The organism is Actinomadura opuntiae (assembly GCF_030283205.1).
Taxonomy (GTDB): Bacteria; Actinomycetota; Actinomycetes; order Streptosporangiales; family Streptosporangiaceae; genus Spirillospora.
On sequence record NZ_JASNWF010000011.1, the window covers coordinates 1 to 19,079 of the forward strand.

Sequence of the window (19,079 nt, forward strand, 5' to 3'; positions counted from 1 at the left end):
GCTACCGGCGCCTGACCATCCGCTACGAACGCCACGGCCACCTGTTCAACGCCTTCCTCGTCCTGGCCGCCGCCATCACCTGCTACAAGAAGCTCGCCAAACAGCCCACATGAGACACGCTCTAACTGCTGATGGCAGGTGTGGTGTCGAGGGTGAGGCGTTGTGCAGGCCCTCCAGTTCAGCCCGATACTCGTCGAGGCTCTCGGTCACGTGCTCGGCAAGGACGGCCAGGCCGGGCGTTTGATCGATCTCCCCAAGGCCGGACACCTGCCGCTGCGAGGGCCAGGTGAACCGTCGAGGCGGGGGCGTTCCAGCACCCAGGCGGCCGCCCGCCAGTCGGGCGGTGCGATGTCCCCCTCGACCTCGTTCCCCAACTGAGCAGTGGCCGACTCGCGGTAGCGGCGGGTCCGCCGACGCACCACGTGCCTGCCCTCGGCGGCGTCACGCAACGTTCGCCCCGTGCCGTGCGGCGAATCCCGCGTACCGGCGGGCAGTATCTTGGCGCCGTGGATTATCTGGTTGAACTCCGGCGTGAACTGGATGCCTTCGGTGCAGTGCTGGATGGTGATTTGTCGGCTCCGATCGAGCATTGCGGCGGTTGGAGGTTGATGGATCTGGCCGTGCACATGGGAGCAGGGAACCTCTGGGTCGTCGCGGCTGTGCGGGACGGGCATGGCGATGGCTATGACGAAGGTGCCGCGCCCCGTGACCGGGCAGGTCTCAAGGCTTGGTATGCCAAGACGGCGGAAGCTCTCGTGCAAGCCCTGTCGGTCGATGCCGCGACCGAGGCGTGGACGTTCTCACCGCCACACACGGTGGGGTCCTGGCGTCGGCGCCGCAGCCAGGAGACACTAATGCACCGGTGGGACGCCGAGCACGCGCTCGGCTCGACAAAGCCGATGGACGCGTTGCTCGCCACCGACGGTGTCGCCGAGGTCTTCGACACCATGGCGCCCCGCATGATCTCCAAGGGGGGCCGCCACCTATCCCGAGCAGGCCGTACGGATCACCGCCACCGACTCTGGCCGCTCCTGGACTTACGGGACCGGGGAGCCGATCGCGGAGGTCTCGGGAACCGCCGAAGACCTGCTGCTGATGTTGTGGGGCCGCAAGCCTCGGGATACTGGATCGGTGACCTGGGATGGGGACCGTGAGGCGGCGTTGGGCGTGCTGGCCCGGCCGCTGGTCCCCTGACTTCATCGGTCCGATCGCGCTGATATTTGCACCCTCAGAAGCGGTCGGAACTCGCACGGGGACGCGGCCCTTGGCCATGTCTTTATAGGTCCACGTCCCACATCGCGCCATGAGGTCAGTCGTCGCTCTCCACGCGGGGTCCCAACAGGCAGCGAAGCCTCGCTGCTGTCGTCAACGTGCTCATGCTCGCGATGGCCCTTGTCGCCGCCTCACGGCGCAGGCTTCGCCGTGCCCCCTAAATTGTCTCCTCCAAGGCGGCTGCGAAGCCCCCAGCGATGTCATGCGCGCAAGTCGTTCGGCAGGATCTAACCGGTGTTCCGGGTGCCCCGGCGGGCGTCTCGCACAGGGGTGTGAAGATGCGTGCTCGTTTTCGCGTTATGCGCTGTGGCCCTGGGGGCGTCGGTGGTCAGCGGTCTGGAAGTGCCGGCCAACGCCGAGCCCTCCACACCACCGCGGTCGCGGCGGGCTGGTCGGAGCAGGCAGCGCCGCAACCGATGCCCTTCCGGGATGCAGGCGGCCTGGCGGAATGGTGCGGGCACGGCCGGCCTCGGGACACCCGGCGCCGCGTCGGTGATGCACGACCATGCCGAGCCGCGGAGGTGCAGGGAGCGGCGTCTCCGGCGCTGCCCCCTCATCAGGGCCGATTCGCGATCTTGCGCTCAGGATCTGAAGACACCCTCAGCTTGTTCTTTGACCTCAGGTTGTTGAGGAGTACTTGCCGGAGGGGAAATTGCGGTGCGTGCTGCCACCGCGCTGGTCAGACTTGCCGACATGACTGAGAAGATCACCCGCATCAATCCCGAGCCGCTGCATGAGACACCCGGCTACCACCACGTCACGGTGGTAGAGGCAGGGCGTACGGCCTACCTGGCGGGACAGTGCCCGCTTGATCGCAACGGTGACCTCGTCGGTGCCGGTTCCCTGGAGATGCAGGTCGACCAAGTGGTCGCTAACGCGCTCGCTGCCCTGGCAGCGGCGGGTGCCCAGCCGCCACACGTGGTGCGGTCGGTGATCTATGTACGGAGCGACGAAAGGGACGACCTCGGAGCCGTATGGCATCGGCTCACCGAGTCTGCCCTGGGTCCGGCGTTCACCACCGCCAGCACGCTCTTGGGCGTTGCCCAGCTGGGCTTTCGCGGACAGCTCGTCGAGGTGGATCTCACCGTGGCGCTGCCTGACTGATTTCGAACGGCGTATCGAACCGGGTAGCCCAGCTGGCATCCGCCGGACGCTGGAGCGGCCTTCGTCTGATCATGTGCTCCGACCAAGGTGCATGTGACCACGACGAAGGCCCAAGGGAGTGTCTGCTGCTTGATGCTGCTGTGGGGGAAGCGTCACGCTTCCGGGACGCGTTGTACGCGTGCCGGCCCGTGCGGGGAGATGAGCTGTTCGAGCTGGCGGACGCGGTGCGGTGCGCTCGGCGGTGGAGATGAGCGCCACGTCCTGGACACAGATCCTGGACGCAGTCAGGCCTGGTCCAGCCGACGGTGCCACCGCGGTCACCGCCGCCCAGCTGCGCGACGTCGTCGAACGGCTCGTCGCGGCGGGCCAGTGGGCGCCGGGCGAGCCGGACGTCACCATCGGCCTGACGCCGGTTACGACATCACCCGCCTGGCCTGCCTCCTGCGGGACCTGCCTGTCGGGCTCGTCGGCCGCGTCCGCAGCGACCGTGTGATGCGGCTGCCGAAGCCGCCCCGCACCTATGACCCGAAGCGCGGTCGGCGCCGCCGAAGCACGGGCCAAGGTTCTGCTTCGCCAGGCCGCAGACGTGGCCCGAACCGGCGGTCACCACCCGCACGGCCACGGCGAACTACGGCAAGGCCGTCTCGTAGCATGGGGCCGGCTCCATCCGCGGCTGACCCATCGGGCTACCTGGGTGGACCATGAGGGCGAACTCCCTCTGTTGCCCCGCTACGACCGCAAACGGAGCATTTCCTGGCCTTCGCCTCTCTTCGGGGTGCCGGGCGGCCGTCCAGGGCCGCGGCGCAGACGGTTGAACCACGACACCGGTCGTTCCACCACCCAGAGGTGTCGGCCCAGCCGATCCGAGCGCTCGTTGCCACGGCGTGCGATGCGCGGGGTGCCGCCCGCTGCGGCAACCGTCGCCGCAGGTCGGCGTCGTCGTACCTCTTGTCAGCGTGCAGCTTGCCGGGCCGGCGACAGTGTGGCCCGCGATGTGCGCAGATCGGCGGGATGCCCGGGACCGGTGGCGCCAAGGCGAGCTGTCGTGAGGTCCTCGCCGTCTCCGACGGCTTCCAGGTCCGTTGGGGTCTGGGCGGCGGATGAGACATGGCGGCGACACCGAGCAAAGCGCGGGTGTCGGTGCGGTCGTGAGGTGCCGTCCGGCATGTCGGTTGGGCACGTTGTCATTGAGCCGTGTGTCCCAGGGTGCTCTGGAAGGCGCGTTCGGCGGCGTCGATCTCGGCGATCTGCTTGACGATCTCTGCGGGTGAGGCCTCGCCGACGGCCTTCTGCAGCAGCGGGGTGTGGTCGAGGACGAGGTCCCGGACGATCCGCAGCGGCGGCGGGGCGTGGTGGAAGATCTTGCCGAGCACGAACGCCTGCTGCGACTGGCGGGCGGTGTGGGGCTTGCGCGGAGTCTCGAATGCCTGCAGCGCGCTGCGGACCGCCGCGTAGTCGCGCAGATCTATCCCGGCCAGGTGGCGGCCGAGGAAGTAGCCGTCCTCGGTGGCCATTCCGGCGCCGTAGGCGGCGTAGGGCGAGGTCGGGTGGGCGGCGTCCCCGACGATGGTCGCGCGGCCCCTGGACCACTGCTTGAGGGGTTTGCGGTCGCGCAACAGCCAGCGCTGCACATCGCCGGGATCGGTCGCGGCGATCAGCTCGGGCAGCGGCGAGGGGAACCCGCGGGCCAGGCCGCCCGCGGTGGCGTGCAGGTCGCCGGTGAACTCGCGGCTGGCGTCGTAGGCGGTCAGCACCCACCATTGGAAACCGTCGCGACCCTTGTGGCGGATGGAGGTCCAAGCGCCCTGAACGGTGCGGCTGTGGGTGAGGATGCACCGCCCGGGCTCGGCGGGGACGTCGGCGTCCAGGACGAACCCGCCGAAGATGTGCAGGTTGTGCTCGCGTTTGGGAGCATCGCCCCACAGGGTGCGGCGCACCAGGGAGTCGATGCCGTCGGCGCCCACCACCACCTCGCACTCGTGGATCTCGCCGTCGGCCAGGTGCAGGCGCACCCCGCCCTCGTCCTGCTCCAGCCGCTCGACGCGCCGGTTGACCTGCAGGACGCCTGGCGGGAGCGCGGCCAGCAGCCGCTCGTACAGGGCGGGTCGCAGCAGCCCGATGAACCCGCCGCCGTAGTCGCGGACGACGTCGTCGGGGAGGTGGACTGCGACCCGGCGGCGTCCGGCGATGTTGCGGAACTCGGTGTGGCACGGGGAGCCGAGGTCGTCGATGTCGACGCCCATCAGCCCGAGCGCCTTGATGGGCGGCGGCCACAGGTTGAGGATGTTGCCCGCCGGGCGGGCCTGCGGATAGCGCTCCAGCAGAACGACCTCGTGGCCGGTCTGGTGGACCGACAGGGCGGTGGCCATGCCGGCGGGCCCGGCGCCGATCACGGCGACCCGTCCACGCGCAGTGGATGCCATGAGTTCCTCCTCGGATGTGGTGCGAAAGCGGCAGGTGGAGCAGCGGCCTGGCCGATCAGGGTGAAGAGCGCCGGTCAGCCTGCGTCGGCGCTCTGTGCGGGGTGGTCCGTACGGTGCGCGTCGTAGACGGCCAGGTCCGACGTGCCGTCGGTGAGGCGGGCGGCATGGGACAGGAAGTCACGGGTGTGCGGGTGCTCTAGGTGGGCGTCCAGGGCGGCGCGGTCGGTCCAGACCTCCAGGCTCACGACCGTGTCGTCGTCGATCGAGCCAAGGAAGCCGTAGGACAGGCAGCCCGCGTCGCCGCGCGTCGCCTCGGCCATGGCCTGCGCCGCGCGCAGAAACTCCTCGCGCCGCTCGGGCAGCGGTCGGCCTGTCCCGATCACGATCAACATGCGTCTCCTCCAAAACTTTAGCGTGCACTAATGTTTTGGGATGATGTATCCCGCGTCGCATGCCTGTCAACCCGACGGCCTCACCGGAGACCGCCGGTACGCGACAATGACCGCCATGACGTCCGAGAGCGCCACCGGTGACGCCGACCTGCGGATCCGCCCACCGCGCCAGGAACGCAGCCGCCAGGTGTGGGCACGAATCCTGGACGCCGGCGTGGAGATCATCGAGGAGGGCGGGTACGAGGCGTTCACCATCGCCGCGGTCTGCGAGCGCGCCGAGGTCGCGCCGCCGACGGTCTACGCCCGCGTCGACACCAAGGACGCCCTGTTCCTCGCCGTCTACGAGCACGGCGTCGCCCAGCTCAACGCCGACCAAGTGGTCTTCAGCGATCACCGCCGGTGGGACGGCCTGGCGCCCGAGCGCCTGGTAAGCGAAGCGGTGACCGAACTCGCCGGACTGTTCACCCGCCACGTGCGCTTTCTACGGGCCGTGGTCCTGATCTCCGGCGCCCATCCGGAAGTCAAGCGCCGCGGCTCGGCCTACTCGCGTCGGCTGGGCGAGGAGTTCACCGCCGTCCTGCTGCGCGCCGCCGACCGCATCGCCCACCCGGACCCGACCACCGCAGTGCACGCCTGCTTCACCATGCTCTTTTCCACGCTCGTCCTGCGCGTCGCCTACGGGCCGGGCTTCACCGCGCCCGCGACCACCGACGACGTGTTCACCGACCAGCTCATCCAGATCGCGGCGGGCTACCTGCTGAACCCGCCCATCGAGCGGGCACACGCGAGCCGCTGACTCGGCCGCGACCGGCCGTCTTGGTCCTCACGCGCTGCCTGGAATTGAACGAGGACTGGTTGCGGATCCGACGTTGGGACGTGCAGACCGCGTCTTGCCGGCTGGTGACGAACCTGGCCCAGTACGAGCGGCTGCGCGTTGAGGACCGGGCGACCGCGGCCGCGGCGCTTCTCGTCTCCCCTGGGGCGAAGGCCGCGCCGGAGAGGTTGCTCGCCGAGGCCGCGCCCAGGCAGCCGGTAGACCGCGCAAGCTCTCCTCGCGGTGGCGGCGGTGAGGACCCGGGCCGCCGCTCGCGGGCGAGACGGCCACTGGCTGCTGGACCCACACCGCCCGGCACGCGGGCCACGCCGACATCCTGCGCGAACGACTGGACGGCTCCGTCGGCCGCTGACTACCCGGCGGCGACGGCGATGGCGGCGAGCCAGGCGGCCAGGTCCATGGTCTGCGGGCGAAGCGCCCGCGTGGCCGCGACGTCGGCGCCGTAGCCGCCTCGCGCATTGAGGTGGGCGACGGCGGCCGCCGTGTCCGCAGGCAGCGCGTCCAGCGGGACCGGGACATAGGGGACGTCGCGTCCGGACGCCCGGGTGAAGGCGGCCGCGATGTCCGGCGGCGTGAGCGCGTCGCCCGCGATGGAGTGAGTCTCGCCGAGGTGGGCGGCGGGGTCGGCGAACGCGAGCGCGGCGAAGGCGCCGATGTCGTCCACCGCGATCAGCTGCTCGGGCACGCCGGGGGCGAACGGGGTGGCGATCGCATCCGCCCCGAGGTAGTTCTCCATGAACGACACCGGGCGCAGCACGGTCGCCGGAAGCCCGGCCCGGCGGATGTGCTCCTCGATCCGCAGCTTCGCCTCGAACGCGGGCACGCCGGCTGCGTCCTGCGCTCCGGCGACGGACGTGTAGACCAGGTGCGCGGCGCGTCCGGCGGCCTCCGCGACGGCGATGCCGCGCCGCACCTCCACCTCGAACGGGACGGGCGGGACGCCCAGCGCGCCGGTCTGCACGCTGAACACGCCGTGCGCATCGTCGGCGGCGGCGTCGAGGGAGGCGCGGTCGTCCAGGTCGCCGCCGGTCACCTCGGCGCCAGCGGCGGCCAGGGCGCGGGCGGCCGGGCCCCTCACGTCCCGGGTGAGGGCGCGCACCCGCCATCCGTCGCGCAGCAGGTGCCGGACGGCGGCGCCGCCTTGCTTCCCGGTCGCCCCCGTCACCAGAATGATCTTGTCGCCGCGCTCGCGGCGGTCGTTGCCGGTCATGACGGCAGCCTCGCCGCCGCCGGACCGCCCCGCCAGTGGCCCATCTGCCACTGATCGCAGTTTCCGTGCCATGCTCGGGGCATGGCACCGTTCCGGCGCATCGCCGCGTTCGCCCCGGAGGGCGTGACCGCCCTCAGCCTCGGCATCGTCGGCGCGGTGTTCGCGCCCCGCGACGGCGTCCCGCCGTTCGAGCTGGAGTTCTGCGCCGTGCGGCCGGGCCCGCTGCGCACCGAGACGGGCCTGACGACCCGCATCGAGCACGGCGCCGACCGGCTCGCCGACGCCGACCTCGTCCTGCTGCTGCCCGGCACCGCGTTCCGCGACGCGGAACCAGACGTCGTGGGCGCCCTCCGCCGCGCGCACGCGCGGGGCGCGACCGTGGCGGCGCACTGCGTCGGGACGTTCCTGCTCGCGGCGACCGGGCTCGCCGACGGCCTGGACGTCACGACCCACTGGCGGTACGCCGCCGAGCTGGAGGCGGCGTATCCGCGGGTGGCGGTGCGCCCCGGCGCCCTCTACATCGACCACGGGACGGTGGCGACGGGCGCCGGGGCCGCCGCGGGCCTCGACCTGTGCCTGCACCTGCTGCGCCGCGACCACGGCGCGGCGACCGCCAACCGGGTCGCCCGCGACCTGGTGACGCCCCCGCACCGGGACGGGGGCCAGACCCAGTACATCGAGGCGCCCGTCCCGTCCGGCGGTGACGACCAACGCCTGGCCGACGTGCTCGCCTGGGCGCGCGACCGCCTCGACCAGCGCCTCACGGTGGACGAGTTGGCCGCCCGCGCGCTGATGAGCCGCCGCTCGTTCGCGCGCCGCTTCAAGGCGGCGACGGGCGCCACCCCGCACGCGTGGCTGCGCACGCAGCGGCTCGACCTGGCCGAGGAGCTGCTGGAGACCACCGACCTGCCGGTGGAGGAGATCGCGCGCCGGGTCGGTTACCGCGACGCGGCCGTCCTGCGCGAGCAGTTCATCCTGCGCCGCGGCGTCCCGCCCCGCACCTACCGCCGCACCTTCGCCCGTTGAGCTGCAAGAGCCACGTGACATCGCCGCGCTCACAACAACGACTCGCCACAAGTCGACGCGCCCCAGTCAGACGGCGGCCTCGTGGAAGGTCCAACGGCGTTAACACCCGACGGGTCGGCCGCGGCCTCAGAACGGGGGTTGATGCTTCCGTGGCCACCCGTCTTCCCCGCTCGAGGTCTGGATGCCTTGGCCTTCAGTCGCTCTGGAATCCCGCGGGCGCTGAGATGGTTGATGCCGGTGTGAAGAAGATCGGTTTTCTCTCGTTCGGTCACTGGAGCGACGGCGCGGGCTCGCGGACGCGGTCGGCGGCGGACGCACTGCTGCAGTCGATCGATCTCGCCGTGGCGGCCGAGGAACTCGGCGCCGACGGCGCCTATTTTCGGGTGCACCATTTCGCCAGGCAGCTGGCTTCTCCCTTCCCGCTGCTCGCCGCGATCGGCGCGAAGACCTCGCGCATCGAGATCGGTACAGGCGTGATCGACATGCGGTACGAGAACCCGATGTACTTCGCCGAAGACGCCGGAGCCGCCGACCTGATCTCCGGCGGACGGCTGCAGCTCGGCATCAGCCGCGGGTCACCGGAGCAGGTCATCGAGGGGTGGCGGTACTTCGGGTACGAGCCGTCCGAGGGCGACACCGATGCCGACATGGCACGCAAGCACACCGAGATACTGCTCACGGTGCTGCAGGGCAGAGGCTTCGCAGAGCCGAATCCGCGACCGATGTTCCCCAATCCACCCGGGCTGCTGCGCATCGAGCCGCACTCCGCAGGGCTGCGCGACCGCATCTGGTGGGGCTCGAGCTCCAATGCCACCGGCGTGTGGGCGGCCGAGCTGGGCATGAACCTGCAAAGTTCCACGCTCAAGAATGATGAGACCGGTGAGCCGCTGCACGTCCAGCAGCGCAAGCAGATCGAGGCCTACCGGCAGGCGTGGAAGAGCGCCGGACACCAACGCGAGCCGCGTGTATCGGTCAGCCGCAGCATCTTCCCGCTGACCAGCGATGTGGACCGCGCCTACTTCGGCCGGAACGCCGACTCGGGCGATCACATCGGAATGATCGACGAGAAGACCAGAGCGGTCTTCGGGCGCTCGTACGCAGCCGAGCCGGACGTGCTGGTCAAGCAGCTCGCCGGCGACGAGGCCATTCAGGCCGCGGACACGCTGCTGCTCACGGTCCCCAACCAGCTCGGCGTGGACTACAACGCGCACGTCCTAGAGAACATCCTGGCTCACGTGGCACCCGAACTCGGCTGGCGCTGATAGCCAAGCCGGCCCTGTTCGGCGCGGCACCCCATTTCCCGCTCAGGCAGTCGTCAAGTTGAGGACACCGCTGACGTAACGTACGTCCGCCATGTGCAGGTCGTCGTCCTTGATGGGCGGAAGGTCGTTGGCGGCGAGCAGGTCTCGGATGGTGATGGTGTTCAGTGTCCAGCCGAGGTCGGTCAGGTAGGAAGCCGCTTCGTTGCGCTCACCGAAATGGCGCAGGCGCGCATGGTCGAGATCGAAACCGTGCGCGCGCCAGCGTTCGGAGATGCGGTGAAGGCCTTCCTTGGTCTGGTCCTCGTCGTCCGGTCGCGGGTTGGGCCTGCTTTCGGTGGCCACCCGGCTTCCCGGCGCGCTGAGTTCGGTGATGGAGTCCAGCAAGGCGTCCTGGGCATCGGACGGCAGGTAGCCCAGCAGGCCCTCGGCACTCCACGCGGTCGGCCGGGCCGGGTCGAATCCGGCGGCGAGCAGTGCGGCGGACCAGTCGTCGCGCAGATCGACCGCGACCACTCGCCGGTCGGCGGCGGGCGCTGCGCCCAACTCGGCCAGGGCTCGGGTCTTGAACTCGATGACCTGCGGCTGGTCGACCTCGTACACCACGGTTCCAGCCGGCCAGGGCAGTCGGTACGCGCGGGAGTCCAACCCCGATGCGAGGATCACGACCTGTGTGATGCCCGCGTTCGTCGCGTCGAGGAAGAACTCGTCGTAGAACTTGGTCCGTACCTTGGCTCCGTCGATCGTTGCGTGCCCGACCAAGTCGTCGGGGGCCACCTCGCCGGTCGCCAGCCGGGTGAGGAGGCCGATGCCGACCGCCCGGACGAGCGGTTCGGCGAACGCGTCGTCGATGAGCGCGTGATCCGTACGGGTCGCAATCGCCCGTGTTAGGGCGGCCAGGGTCGCGGTCGCGCCGACGCTGGAGGCCAGGTCCCAGGAGTCTCCGTCATACCTGGTGGAATTCATGCTCTGCCTTTCCCGGGACTGGGTCCCGTGGTGGCATGATCTGCTCGATCAGGACTGATCAGCCGACCATAGTTGGACGCCCCCATCCGTCTAACGAAAGTGATAGCGGTGACTGCTCGTTTGCCTCGCAACCTGCGTTCCGACGCCCGGGACAACCGCGACCGCATCCTCAACGCGACCCGCTCGGCGTTCGTCACCGACGGCTTGGACGTGCCGATCCGCGAGATCGCCCGACGCGCCGAAGTCGGGCCCGCGACCGTCTACCGCCATTTCCCGACCAAGGAGATGCTGGTCGCCGAGGCGTTCACCGACCAGATGCTGGCATGGCGATCCGTCCTGGACGAAGGGCTCGCCGACCCCGATCCCTGGCACGGCTTCTGCGTGACGATTGAGAAGCTGTGTGAGCTGCAAGCACGCGACCGCGGCTTTATCGCGGCGTTCAAGTCCGCCTTTCCGCGCGCGATGGATTTCGCCGCGAATCGCTCTTCCTCGCTGACCTCAGCAGCCGAACTGATCCGCCGTGCCAAGGACACCGGCCGCCTGCGCCCCGACGCCGCTCTGGACGATCTCATCCTCATGATCATGGCCAACAGCGGCATCCGCGCGAGCACTCCGTCAGCCGGAATCGCGGCCTCCCGGCGCTTCGCCGCACTCATGATCCAAGCGTTCCAAGCCTCACCAGCGCCCTCGCCGCTGCCGCCAGCGCCGCAACTGCCGCCTGCGGTGTCGGTACCTCGACGCAGGTCGCCAGGCGGAGCCACAAGATGATCGAGGATCGAACGCCCGGTCGTCGGCATGAGCGGACCGGACCGGGTCTTGCTCTCCTGCGCACATGCGGGCCTCGCCGTCTGGCCCGCTGCCGTCTCACCTCGTACTCGCACGCCGCGGCTGTACCGAGACGAGGGGTCCCTGCCGTCGCCCCTCATGGGCGTGGGCGTCGGGCTCGGCCACGAAATCCGTCCACATCGACCGGCTCATTGACGGCGTCGAACGGCCATCCGGTCACTCGGCGAGCCCGGCCGCGGTTACCGAATGTGATCGTCAGTTAAAACGTTCTGAGGAACATAAACCGCCGCCTCCCGCCCGTCAAGGCCCTCTGGAGTCGGCCGAGATCCTCAGCCCAGCAGTAGCGCGCTCTGATCGCCATGGCGGCCTCATGGCGGGTCTTGACGTGCGTTCTGGATCACATTTACGCTCCTGAAGACGCCAGTAATTAAAACGTTTTAATTGCTGGTCGTTCCGCCGCGCCGCAGGGGCCTCACCCCGGCCCCCGGCATGGAGAAGGGAGCGCAGATGGACGGTTCCACGCGGAGTCTGAAGCGACGGTCGACCGAAAGGCGATGCCTCACGATCGTGATGGCCGCCTTGGCCGCCACCGTAATGTCCGTCGGAGTTCAGCCCGCGATCGCCAGAGCGGATTCCCCGGACTGGCACTCCTACGTGCTGGGACCCTCGGCGGCGCAGGTGAAGCCGGTCCACGTGGACGCCCGCGGCAAGGTCTCCCACCCGAACACGCTCGTGACGGGGAAGGGCCAGGCCACGAAGTTGACCACGGTGGCGGGACAGGCCCCGGCGTCCGTCCTACTCGACTTCGGTAAGGACGTCGGCGGCACGCCGTACATCGACGTCGCGGCGGTGTCGGGCGCGCCCTCGCTTTCGCTGGTCACCGGTGAGGCGCGAGGATTCCTGCGCAAGCCGGCCGCGACCACCGTCGCGGCCGAGGCCTCAGCCGGGGCGACCCAGGTCAAGCTGGCCTCCACGAACGGCCTCGAGACCGGCGACAAGATCACCTTCGGTACGGGAGCGGGCGCGCAGGCCAGGACCATCACCGCGTTCGACGCCGCCACGGGCACCGTCTCGTTCACTCCGGCCCTGACGGACGCGCTGCCGGTGGGGACGGCCGTGTCGACCGCGCTCGGAGCGCCCGCGTCGGACGAGTCCCCCGGGCTGGCCGGCGTCGGTGGTCTCGACACCCTCACGCCCGGTGGCAAGGGACGGGTGACGGCCAAGTTCCATGGCGGCTTCCGCTTCGTCCTGCTCACCCTCACCACCCCGGGCACCGTGTCGATCTCGGGTGCCGGTGTGGACTTCCAGGCGTTCCGCGCGACCCCGCGCGACTATGCCGGCTGGTTCCTGTCCAGCGATCGCCAGCTGAACAAGATGTGGTATTCGGGCGCCTACACCGTGCAGCTGAACATGAAGGCGCCTGGGCTCAACGGCCTGCCCGACGCCCGCATCTACGACGGCGCCAAGCGCGACCGGAGCATCTGGACCGGTGACCTGATCGTCCAGGAACCGACCGTCCTGAGCACGCTCGGAGACGCCGGAGCCCCCTACGTGAAGTCGTCGCTGGACGTGCTGCTCGCCAGCCAGCGGGCCGACGGCGCGTTCCCCGGATCACCCGACTTCGCCAAGGGCCGCAACCCCGCGGGCTCGCCGCTGTTCTACTCCAACAACTACTCCGAGTACGGCTCGCGCGCGTTCATCGACTACTACCGCTACACCGGAGACGAGGCCTACATCCGCGCCGCTCTCCCCGCGCTGCGCCGGGAGCTGGCCTACAACGCAACGTTCGTCAACGGCAACGACCTCGTGGTGTCCAACGACCGGGATTACTGGCAGGCGACACAGACGGGCGAGGTCACCAAGTACAGCGTCGACTACTACGCGCTCCTGCGGGAGATGGCGTGGGTCGAGCGCAAGGTCGGCTCCGCCGACGCGGCGGCCGACGACGACTCGCGCGCCGAGGCCGTCAAGACCGCCATCAACACCCGGCTGTGGAACCCCGACCTCGGCGCCTACGGTCAGAGCAGCGACAACCCTGGCCGGCTCGTCGAGGACGCCAACGCGGCCGCACTGCAGTACGGCATCGTCCCGGAAGACCGCCGCGCCAGCGTCCTGGCCGCGCTGAAGAAGCTGTGGACCCCCTACGGCACCATCCTCGGCCCGGGGCTTGCCGACCCGACCGGGCACACCATCGAGCCCTACGGCAACGGCATGGAGACCGCCGGCCGGTTCGCCGCCGGCGACACCGCCGGAGCCTTCGATCTCATGCGGCGCACCTGGGGGCAGATGGTCGATGAGCGCGACCCGCTCTACACCGGCGGGCTGTGGGAGTTCAAGAACAACTCCGGCGGGGTCAACCGCACCACCGCCAGCCTCGCCCACGGGTGGGCGGCCTCCCCGACCGTGCAGCTCACCGAACAGGTCCTCGGCATCGCACCGGCCGATCCCGGTTACGCGTCCTGGAGCATCAAGCCGCGACCGGGAACGTTGAAGTGGTCCAAGGGTGCCGTGCCGACCAAGAACGGGACCATCACGGCCGGCTGGACGTCCAACCCGGGCACCTCCTACTTCGACCTGAACGCCCGCACGCCCTCCGGTACTCACGGCACGATCTCCGTGCCGGCGGACGAGAAGTCCGTCGTCACCGTCAACGGCAAGACCGCCTGGAACCGCGGAAAGAGCGAAGCGTACGACGCCCGGGCCGCCGACGGCTACGTCGCCCTCAACGTCCCGGGCGGCGGCTACCACGTCACCGTCACCCGAGGCTGACACCGGCGCGGCACGAGCCGGGTCATTCGTGACGTCCCACGCCATTTTCGAGGAGAACGAGATCGATGAGGCGAAGAAGAAGTCGAGTCGCCCTGCTGGCGGCCGGTGTGGTGTGCGCCGCAGCGGGGAGCGCACTGCCGGTTTCGGCGGCAGATGCCTCACCGCCGGACTGGCGCAGGTATGTGCAGGGACCGGCGACGGGCAACGTGCGTCCGGTAACCGCCGCGGTGCTGTCCGGCAACGTGACGCATGCTCCGGGCCTCACCGGCCGGGGAGCCGAGCCGACCACCCTGACGGTGACGCCCGGCGGCCCGCCCGCAACGGTGCTGCTCGATTACGGCAAGGAAATGGTCGGCACCCCGTACATCGACGTGGTGTCCGCCGCGGCCGCGCCACCCCTGCAACTGGCTTTCAGTGAGACGCGCAAGTACCTGTTCGACGCGGACGGGCGGCCGACCGGCGACGGCGTGGGCACCGGCGGCTACGAGCGCCAACAATCGATCACGCCCACCGCGCACTCCCGCGTCTCCGGCACCTTCGAGGGCGGCTTCCGCTACGAGACCATCACCCTGTCCACGCCCGGCACCGTGGTTTTGCGGGCGGCCGGCATCGCCTTCGAGGCCTACCGCGCCACTCCCGCCCAATACCAGGGCCATTTCCTGTCGAGTTCGGACGCGCTGAACCGGATGTGGTTCGGCGGCGCGTACACCGTCCAGACCGACATGGCCGCCAAGGGCGTCCAAGACGCTCTCGCTCCCTCGGTGCTCGACGGAGCGAAACGCGACCGGAAGATCTGGTCCGGGGATCTGGCCATCGAGGGCCCGGCCATTCTCGCCTCGCTCGGCTCCAACGGCGCCCCGTACGTCAAGAAATCGCTGCTCGCGCTGCTCAAACTCTCCAAACCCGGATCCGGTCTGGCCGGCTTCGGCGTTCCGTCCGGCGGCAGCAACGGCCTCGACCCGGCCTATTCCAACACCTACTCCTCATGGACCGCGGACGACGCGGTCGGCTACTTCCGGGCCACCGCCGACACCGACATGGCCCGGCAGATCTTGCCCTACGTCGAAGGTCAGATCACCTACGACTCGACCTTGACCGACGCCGACGGCCTGCTCGTCACCGCCAACGTCTTCGGTGGCCCCAACAGCGGCCTGGACTGGGACATCTACGACGGCCCGAAGGCAGGCGTGGTCGCCGCCACCAACATGCTCTACTACCGCGTCCTCACCGACGCCGCTTACCTTGAGACCCAACTCGGCAACGGCAGAAAGGCCACCGAATATCTGGCCACCGCCACCCGCATCAAAAAGGCGATCAACGCTCGCCTGTTCAACCCCGCGACCGGCGCCTACGGTCTCGGCGAAACCGCCCGCGGCACTATCGCCCAGGACGCCAACTCCCTGGCCATACTGTTCGGCATCGCCCCACAGGACAAGGTGCCCGGCATAGTGCGCGCACTGAAGACCCTATGGGACGCCCACGGCTCACGTCCGTTCTCCGCCGACGCCGACCTCAGTACCACGCACAGTCCCTTCATCACCGGCCTCGAAGTCGAAGCCCTCTACAAGGCCGGCTACGCCACCGACGCCGAAAAGCTGCTGGCACTCACCTGGAACCAGATGATCGACCCCAAGAACCCGAACTACACCGGCACCTTCTGGGAGAACTATCTCCCCGACGGCACCCTTCAGGACGGCTCGATCAGCGCCTCCCACGGCTGGTCCGCCGGCCCCACGCCGGCATTGACCGGCTACGCACTGGGCGTCCAACCGGTCGACCCCGGCTACCGGACCTTCACCGTCTCACCGCACTTCGGCACGCTGAACTGGGCCAACGGAGTGGTCCCGACCCCCTACGGACCGATCACCGTTACCTGGACCCGCCGCGGAGCCAGGCACGAACTCACCGTCAAGGCGCCATCTGGCACAACCGCCACCGTGCAGCTACCAGGCCACCGTCCGCTCAAGATCCACGGCACGACCGAGACCCTCACCTCGGACACCTGACCTGACGCAAGGGCCGCGCACGCCGACGCAACGGCGTACGCGGCCCCGGAGCGTACTGCTCGCCCCGCACGCACCTGGGGCACTGCTAGAGGACGACGATCACCTCACCGGAGATCCGCACTATGTGCCCGACTCCTGGGACTACCAGCGCATTCTGGAGATTCCGCCGGACGAGCCGGTCAGCGTCATCGGTACGAGCCTGAGCGCCATCGACGTGATCCTCCTGTTGCGCGCCCACGGCCACCGCGCCCCGATCCACGCGGTGTCACGATTCCGCCCCCTGCCCAAGGTCCCTACCGTCCCCACCGCCTCAAATACTTGAACGCGACGAATCTATGCATGACGGTGGCGACCGCACGGAACTGCGCGCGGACTTCCGTGGGGACGCGGGGGCGCCAAGGGCGGCCGAGGGCGCCGAGCCCGGACGGCAACGTCGATGCCACGGCGACCGCCGCCACGCACAGGGCGATCTCCACGAGGTAGTACGACCGCGTGGGCAGATGCAGGTAGAAGGCGATGAGGCCGGTCAGGACCGGCCCGATGCCGTTGCCCGCGGTGGTGACCAGGGACGCCAGCAGGGAGGCGCGGTCGCGATCGTTCTCCGGGGCGGTGGCGACCAAGGCGTTCGCAGCGATGCCCGACCCCATGCCCACCGCGACACCCTGCACGGCCCGAGCGGCGAAGAGCCAGCCGAGACCCGTGGCGGCGGCGAACAACGCCATCGCGCCCGCCGCGAGAACGAGCGACAGGACGAGCGGGAGACGGTAGCCGAGAGTGTCGGCGAGGAGCGGCCAGACACAGGGCGGGAACGAGGATGCCGACGTAGGTCGCGAACACCAGTGTCAGCAAAACGGGCGAGAAGCCGAACCTTTGCTCGTAGCCGGCGTACAGCGGGCTGGGCATATTCGCCCCGACGAGGGAGACGAGCAGGGTGAACGCGACGCGAGGAACTAGCCGCGAGCCGGGATCCGGGTGGGAGTGGTGGCGGTCACGGCTGCGCGGTCAGGAGGCGCCCAGGATCTGCAGCACCTGGCTGGTCCGTGCACAGTGCTTGTCCGCGCTGTCGAACAGGTCGATCTCGACGTTGACCAGAACGCGTCCGAGTTTGACGGGCTTGGCGACGGCGGCGGCGATCTCGTCCTTGCGGACGGGCCGCAGGAAGTACGTGGTGGATTCGACTGTGGTCCACCCCGTTCCCTCTTCGATGTTGAGCCCGAGGCAGACGGCACCGGCGAGGTCGCTGAGACTCATCACCGCTCCGCCGTGCAGTCCCCCGCCGAGCGTGGACAGCTCCGGCCTGACCACGAGTAGGGCCCGGACGCTCTCGGGCGTGAGCTCGGTGAACTCGATGCCGAGGGTCTTGGCGTATGGGGCCATCTCATAAATGCGTTCTTGTGTGAGCTCCATTGCTTCTCCTTTTCCGTTGCCTGTCTGGTTCACTTGCATCTGGCTCATTGCTTTGAGGAGCCTACCGTCAATGGACGTCGCAGTGCGGCGTCGGCTGCGACTGAACGCGCCATGCCCCCGGCATTCCGCATGATGGCCTTGATCGAATTGGTATAGAAATCGACGCCGCAGGTCCGCGGTCCGATGAGCGAGACGGCAGGTCGTTCGCACCAGTGGCGGGCCGGGGCGCCATCGGGCGAATGCGGCGCGCGATCCCGGATCGAGATGGCGCCAGTAGTCGGGGATCACGAGGCCGGCGGCGTCGAGGACGCAGTACCTCTGCGTGTTTTCAGCGCTCGCGGCGTCGATGTCGGAGGCAAGTTCACGGGCGGGATCGCCGCGTCCGAAATCGGGGCCCAAAATCGTCTTCCAGTCGATAGTGTCGCCGAGTTCCAGCCGTAACAGGACGGAGATGTCCGACAAGCTGATCGTCTGGCTGAAATTGTCGGTGAGCATCGAACTGTGCCGGCCGGCGCGCTGCACTCGACCGCGCTCGTCCTGATCTGCTGCGTCGTCGCCGGGATCGGGCAGGGGCCGGCGTTCATGGGCGCCATGCGCCAGGTGAACCAGGCGACCACGGAACGAACGCGCGGCGGCGTCCTGGAACTGTCTTGATCTGCAGGGTGTCGAGCTACTGGGAGCCGCCCGTCGGCATCCGCGTCCATCCAGGTAGCAGGCGGTCCCTTCCGGTTGCGGGGAGCCGCAGGGAGTCCGAGGGTCGGCAGCGCAGGATGGCGACGGCCGGGCTGTTCGTGAGATCAGGTCTCGGGCACTTCCCATCATCCGGTGAGCGTTCCGTTAGGAGCCTGGACGGCGAACCGGTGCGGGGGCCGTTTCTCGAGTCTGGATGTAGCCGGTGATGAAGGCGTTGATGTCGTGCCCGACGACTTCGGCGAAGCCGTGTTCGCCGTACTCGCCTGCGGCCCAGTGCCGGGTGCCGGTCTCCAGGAGCGTTTGGACGACGCGGGCAAGGTGCAGTACGTCCAGGCCGGTGGGGAGCTTGCCGTCGGCTTGGGCGCGTTGCAGCAGGCCGAGGAAAAAGAACCTGGTCGTGTGGTGCTCATCGGACTGCTGTTCGGCCAGGGCTCGTTGCTCTGCACGGTGCCCCTCCAGGGTGATGTGGATGAGCAGCTCGGGTGGGTTGCGGCGCATGGTGCGTTCCAGCGTCTCCAGTACTTGGAAGATCACCTCTGGTAGGTCGTAGGGGTCGGCGACCAGTTCGCGCCACTTGTGGCGGGCGTCTCTGGTGGACAGGAATCCGGCTTCCAGGAGGGCGTCCTCCTTGCGCGGGAAGTAGAAGTAGAACAGCGCCTTGGAGACCCCGGCAGCCTGGCAGATGTCGGCGACCGTGGTGTCGACGAACCCTTTGGTGCGCCACAGCGCGATGGCCGCCTGCAGGAGTGCGTGCTTGGTCTCGCGAGAGCGCGCCTGCGCCAAGCTCGCTCGTCGTTGACCCTGGTCAGCATCTCTACCGCCGCTCTTCTTCGCCCTGCTCGCGCTCATGGCTCAGATGCTATCGATATCTCAAGATGGGAAAATGTTGACCACGGTCAATTTTGAAGCTTAGGCTCGGCGGAACCAGGGC

At 69.1% G+C, this 19,079-nt stretch carries 16 protein-coding genes and 4 pseudogenes; 12 read left to right on the forward strand and 8 right to left on the reverse strand.

The genetic code is table 11. The annotated features are described in order from the left end of the window. Nucleotides 1-506: 506 nt before the first annotated feature. From QP089_RS23650 to QP089_RS23660, 4 genes and pseudogenes are all read left to right on the forward strand, one after another. A pseudogene (locus QP089_RS23650) lies at nt 507-1,013 on the forward strand (maleylpyruvate isomerase family mycothiol-dependent enzyme); the annotation flags it as partial. Further along, the gene (locus QP089_RS48845; RefSeq protein ID WP_353070616.1) at nt 1,006-1,194 is read left to right on the forward strand and encodes a hypothetical protein; all 189 of its coding nucleotides are present in this window, start codon (nt 1,006-1,008) and stop codon (nt 1,192-1,194) included. The pseudogene QP089_RS23650 and the gene QP089_RS48845, both read left to right, overlap by 8 nt. Before the next feature lie 771 nt (nt 1,195-1,965). After that, complete coding sequence (locus tag QP089_RS23655) at nt 1,966-2,376, forward strand: RidA family protein (protein ID WP_285914067.1); 411 nt, start codon at nt 1,966-1,968, stop codon at nt 2,374-2,376. A 247-nt stretch (nt 2,377-2,623) separates the two neighbouring features. Then, on the forward strand, nt 2,624-2,869 hold the full coding sequence (locus QP089_RS23660) for a hypothetical protein (protein WP_285914069.1): 246 nt from the start codon (nt 2,624-2,626) through the stop codon (nt 2,867-2,869). 305 nt (nt 2,870-3,174) lie between these two features. Here the strand turns inward: QP089_RS23660 and QP089_RS23665 are convergent. The 3 genes and pseudogenes from QP089_RS23665 to QP089_RS23675 form a co-directional block, all read right to left on the reverse strand. Continuing rightward, nucleotides 3,175-3,359 (reverse strand): annotated as a pseudogene (locus QP089_RS23665) (IS5/IS1182 family transposase); the annotation flags it as partial. A gap of 201 nt (nt 3,360-3,560) precedes the next feature. Continuing rightward, nucleotides 3,561-4,799: an FAD-dependent oxidoreductase gene (locus QP089_RS23670; protein WP_285914071.1), complete on the reverse strand. Its 1,239-nt coding sequence runs from the start codon at nt 4,797-4,799 to the stop codon at nt 3,561-3,563. Between the two features lie 74 nt (nt 4,800-4,873). Then, nucleotides 4,874-5,191 carry a putative quinol monooxygenase gene (locus QP089_RS23675; protein WP_285914074.1) on the reverse strand — a complete coding sequence of 106 codons (318 nt, stop codon included), beginning with the start codon at nt 5,189-5,191 and terminating at the stop codon, nt 4,874-4,876. A gap of 115 nt (nt 5,192-5,306) precedes the next feature. Here QP089_RS23675 and QP089_RS23680 point away from each other — a divergent pair, with 115 nt between their 5' ends. Both QP089_RS23680 and QP089_RS48850 read left to right on the forward strand, forming a co-directional pair. Next, nucleotides 5,307-5,987 carry a TetR/AcrR family transcriptional regulator gene (locus tag QP089_RS23680; protein ID WP_285914076.1) on the forward strand — a complete coding sequence of 227 codons (681 nt, stop codon included), beginning with the start codon at nt 5,307-5,309 and terminating at the stop codon, nt 5,985-5,987. A 319-nt stretch (nt 5,988-6,306) separates the two neighbouring features. Next, nucleotides 6,307-6,378 (forward strand): annotated as a pseudogene (locus tag QP089_RS48850) (mycothiol transferase); the annotation flags it as partial. Here QP089_RS48850 and QP089_RS23685 read toward each other — a convergent pair. Then, entirely contained in the window at nt 6,379-7,236 is an 858-nt protein-coding gene (locus QP089_RS23685; RefSeq protein ID WP_285914078.1) for an NmrA family NAD(P)-binding protein, read from the reverse strand. An 81-nt stretch (nt 7,237-7,317) separates the two neighbouring features. Here QP089_RS23685 and QP089_RS23690 point away from each other — a divergent pair, with 81 nt between their 5' ends. Together QP089_RS23690 and QP089_RS23695 are read left to right on the forward strand one after the other, a co-directional pair. Then, entirely contained in the window at nt 7,318-8,262 is a 945-nt protein-coding gene (locus tag QP089_RS23690) for a GlxA family transcriptional regulator (RefSeq protein ID WP_285914080.1), read from the forward strand. A 239-nt stretch (nt 8,263-8,501) separates the two neighbouring features. Beyond that, entirely contained in the window at nt 8,502-9,524 is a 1,023-nt protein-coding gene (locus QP089_RS23695) for an LLM class flavin-dependent oxidoreductase (protein ID WP_285914082.1), read from the forward strand. Between the two features lie 42 nt (nt 9,525-9,566). Here QP089_RS23695 and QP089_RS23700 read toward each other — a convergent pair whose 3' ends face one another. Next, nucleotides 9,567-10,487 (reverse strand): SAM-dependent methyltransferase, encoded by a 921-nt coding sequence (locus QP089_RS23700; RefSeq protein WP_285914084.1) that lies wholly within the window; start codon nt 10,485-10,487, stop codon nt 9,567-9,569. Nucleotides 10,488-10,595: 108 nt separating this feature from the next. Between QP089_RS23700 and QP089_RS23705 the strand changes: the two genes are divergently transcribed. From QP089_RS23705 to QP089_RS23715, 3 genes are all read left to right on the forward strand, one after another. After that, the gene (locus QP089_RS23705) at nt 10,596-11,255 is read left to right on the forward strand and encodes a TetR/AcrR family transcriptional regulator (protein WP_353070612.1); all 660 of its coding nucleotides are present in this window, start codon (nt 10,596-10,598) and stop codon (nt 11,253-11,255) included. Between the two features lie 597 nt (nt 11,256-11,852). Further along, the gene (locus tag QP089_RS23710) at nt 11,853-14,042 is read left to right on the forward strand and encodes an alpha-L-rhamnosidase-related protein (protein WP_285914085.1); all 2,190 of its coding nucleotides are present in this window, start codon (nt 11,853-11,855) and stop codon (nt 14,040-14,042) included. Nucleotides 14,043-14,107: 65 nt separating this feature from the next. Next, complete coding sequence (locus QP089_RS23715) at nt 14,108-16,048, forward strand: alpha-L-rhamnosidase C-terminal domain-containing protein (RefSeq protein WP_285914087.1); 1,941 nt, start codon at nt 14,108-14,110, stop codon at nt 16,046-16,048. Nucleotides 16,049-16,341: 293 nt separating this feature from the next. Here QP089_RS23715 and QP089_RS23720 read toward each other — a convergent pair. Both QP089_RS23720 and QP089_RS23725 read right to left on the reverse strand, forming a co-directional pair. Continuing rightward, nucleotides 16,342-16,833: pseudogene (locus tag QP089_RS23720) on the reverse strand (MFS transporter); the annotation flags it as partial. Between the two features lie 217 nt (nt 16,834-17,050). Further along, nucleotides 17,051-17,950 (reverse strand): PaaI family thioesterase, encoded by a 900-nt coding sequence (locus QP089_RS23725; protein ID WP_285914090.1) that lies wholly within the window; start codon nt 17,948-17,950, stop codon nt 17,051-17,053. Between the two features lie 6 nt (nt 17,951-17,956). Here QP089_RS23725 and QP089_RS23730 point away from each other — a divergent pair, with 6 nt between their 5' ends. Next, a complete protein-coding gene (locus QP089_RS23730; RefSeq protein ID WP_285914093.1) occupies nt 17,957-18,109 on the forward strand; it encodes a hypothetical protein in 153 nt (50 codons plus the stop codon). 183 nt (nt 18,110-18,292) lie between these two features. Here the strand turns inward: QP089_RS23730 and QP089_RS23735 are convergent, their stop codons facing one another. Further along, the gene (locus QP089_RS23735) at nt 18,293-18,997 is read right to left on the reverse strand and encodes a TetR/AcrR family transcriptional regulator (RefSeq protein WP_285914097.1); all 705 of its coding nucleotides are present in this window, start codon (nt 18,995-18,997) and stop codon (nt 18,293-18,295) included. Between the last annotated feature and the right edge of the window lie 82 nt (nt 18,998-19,079).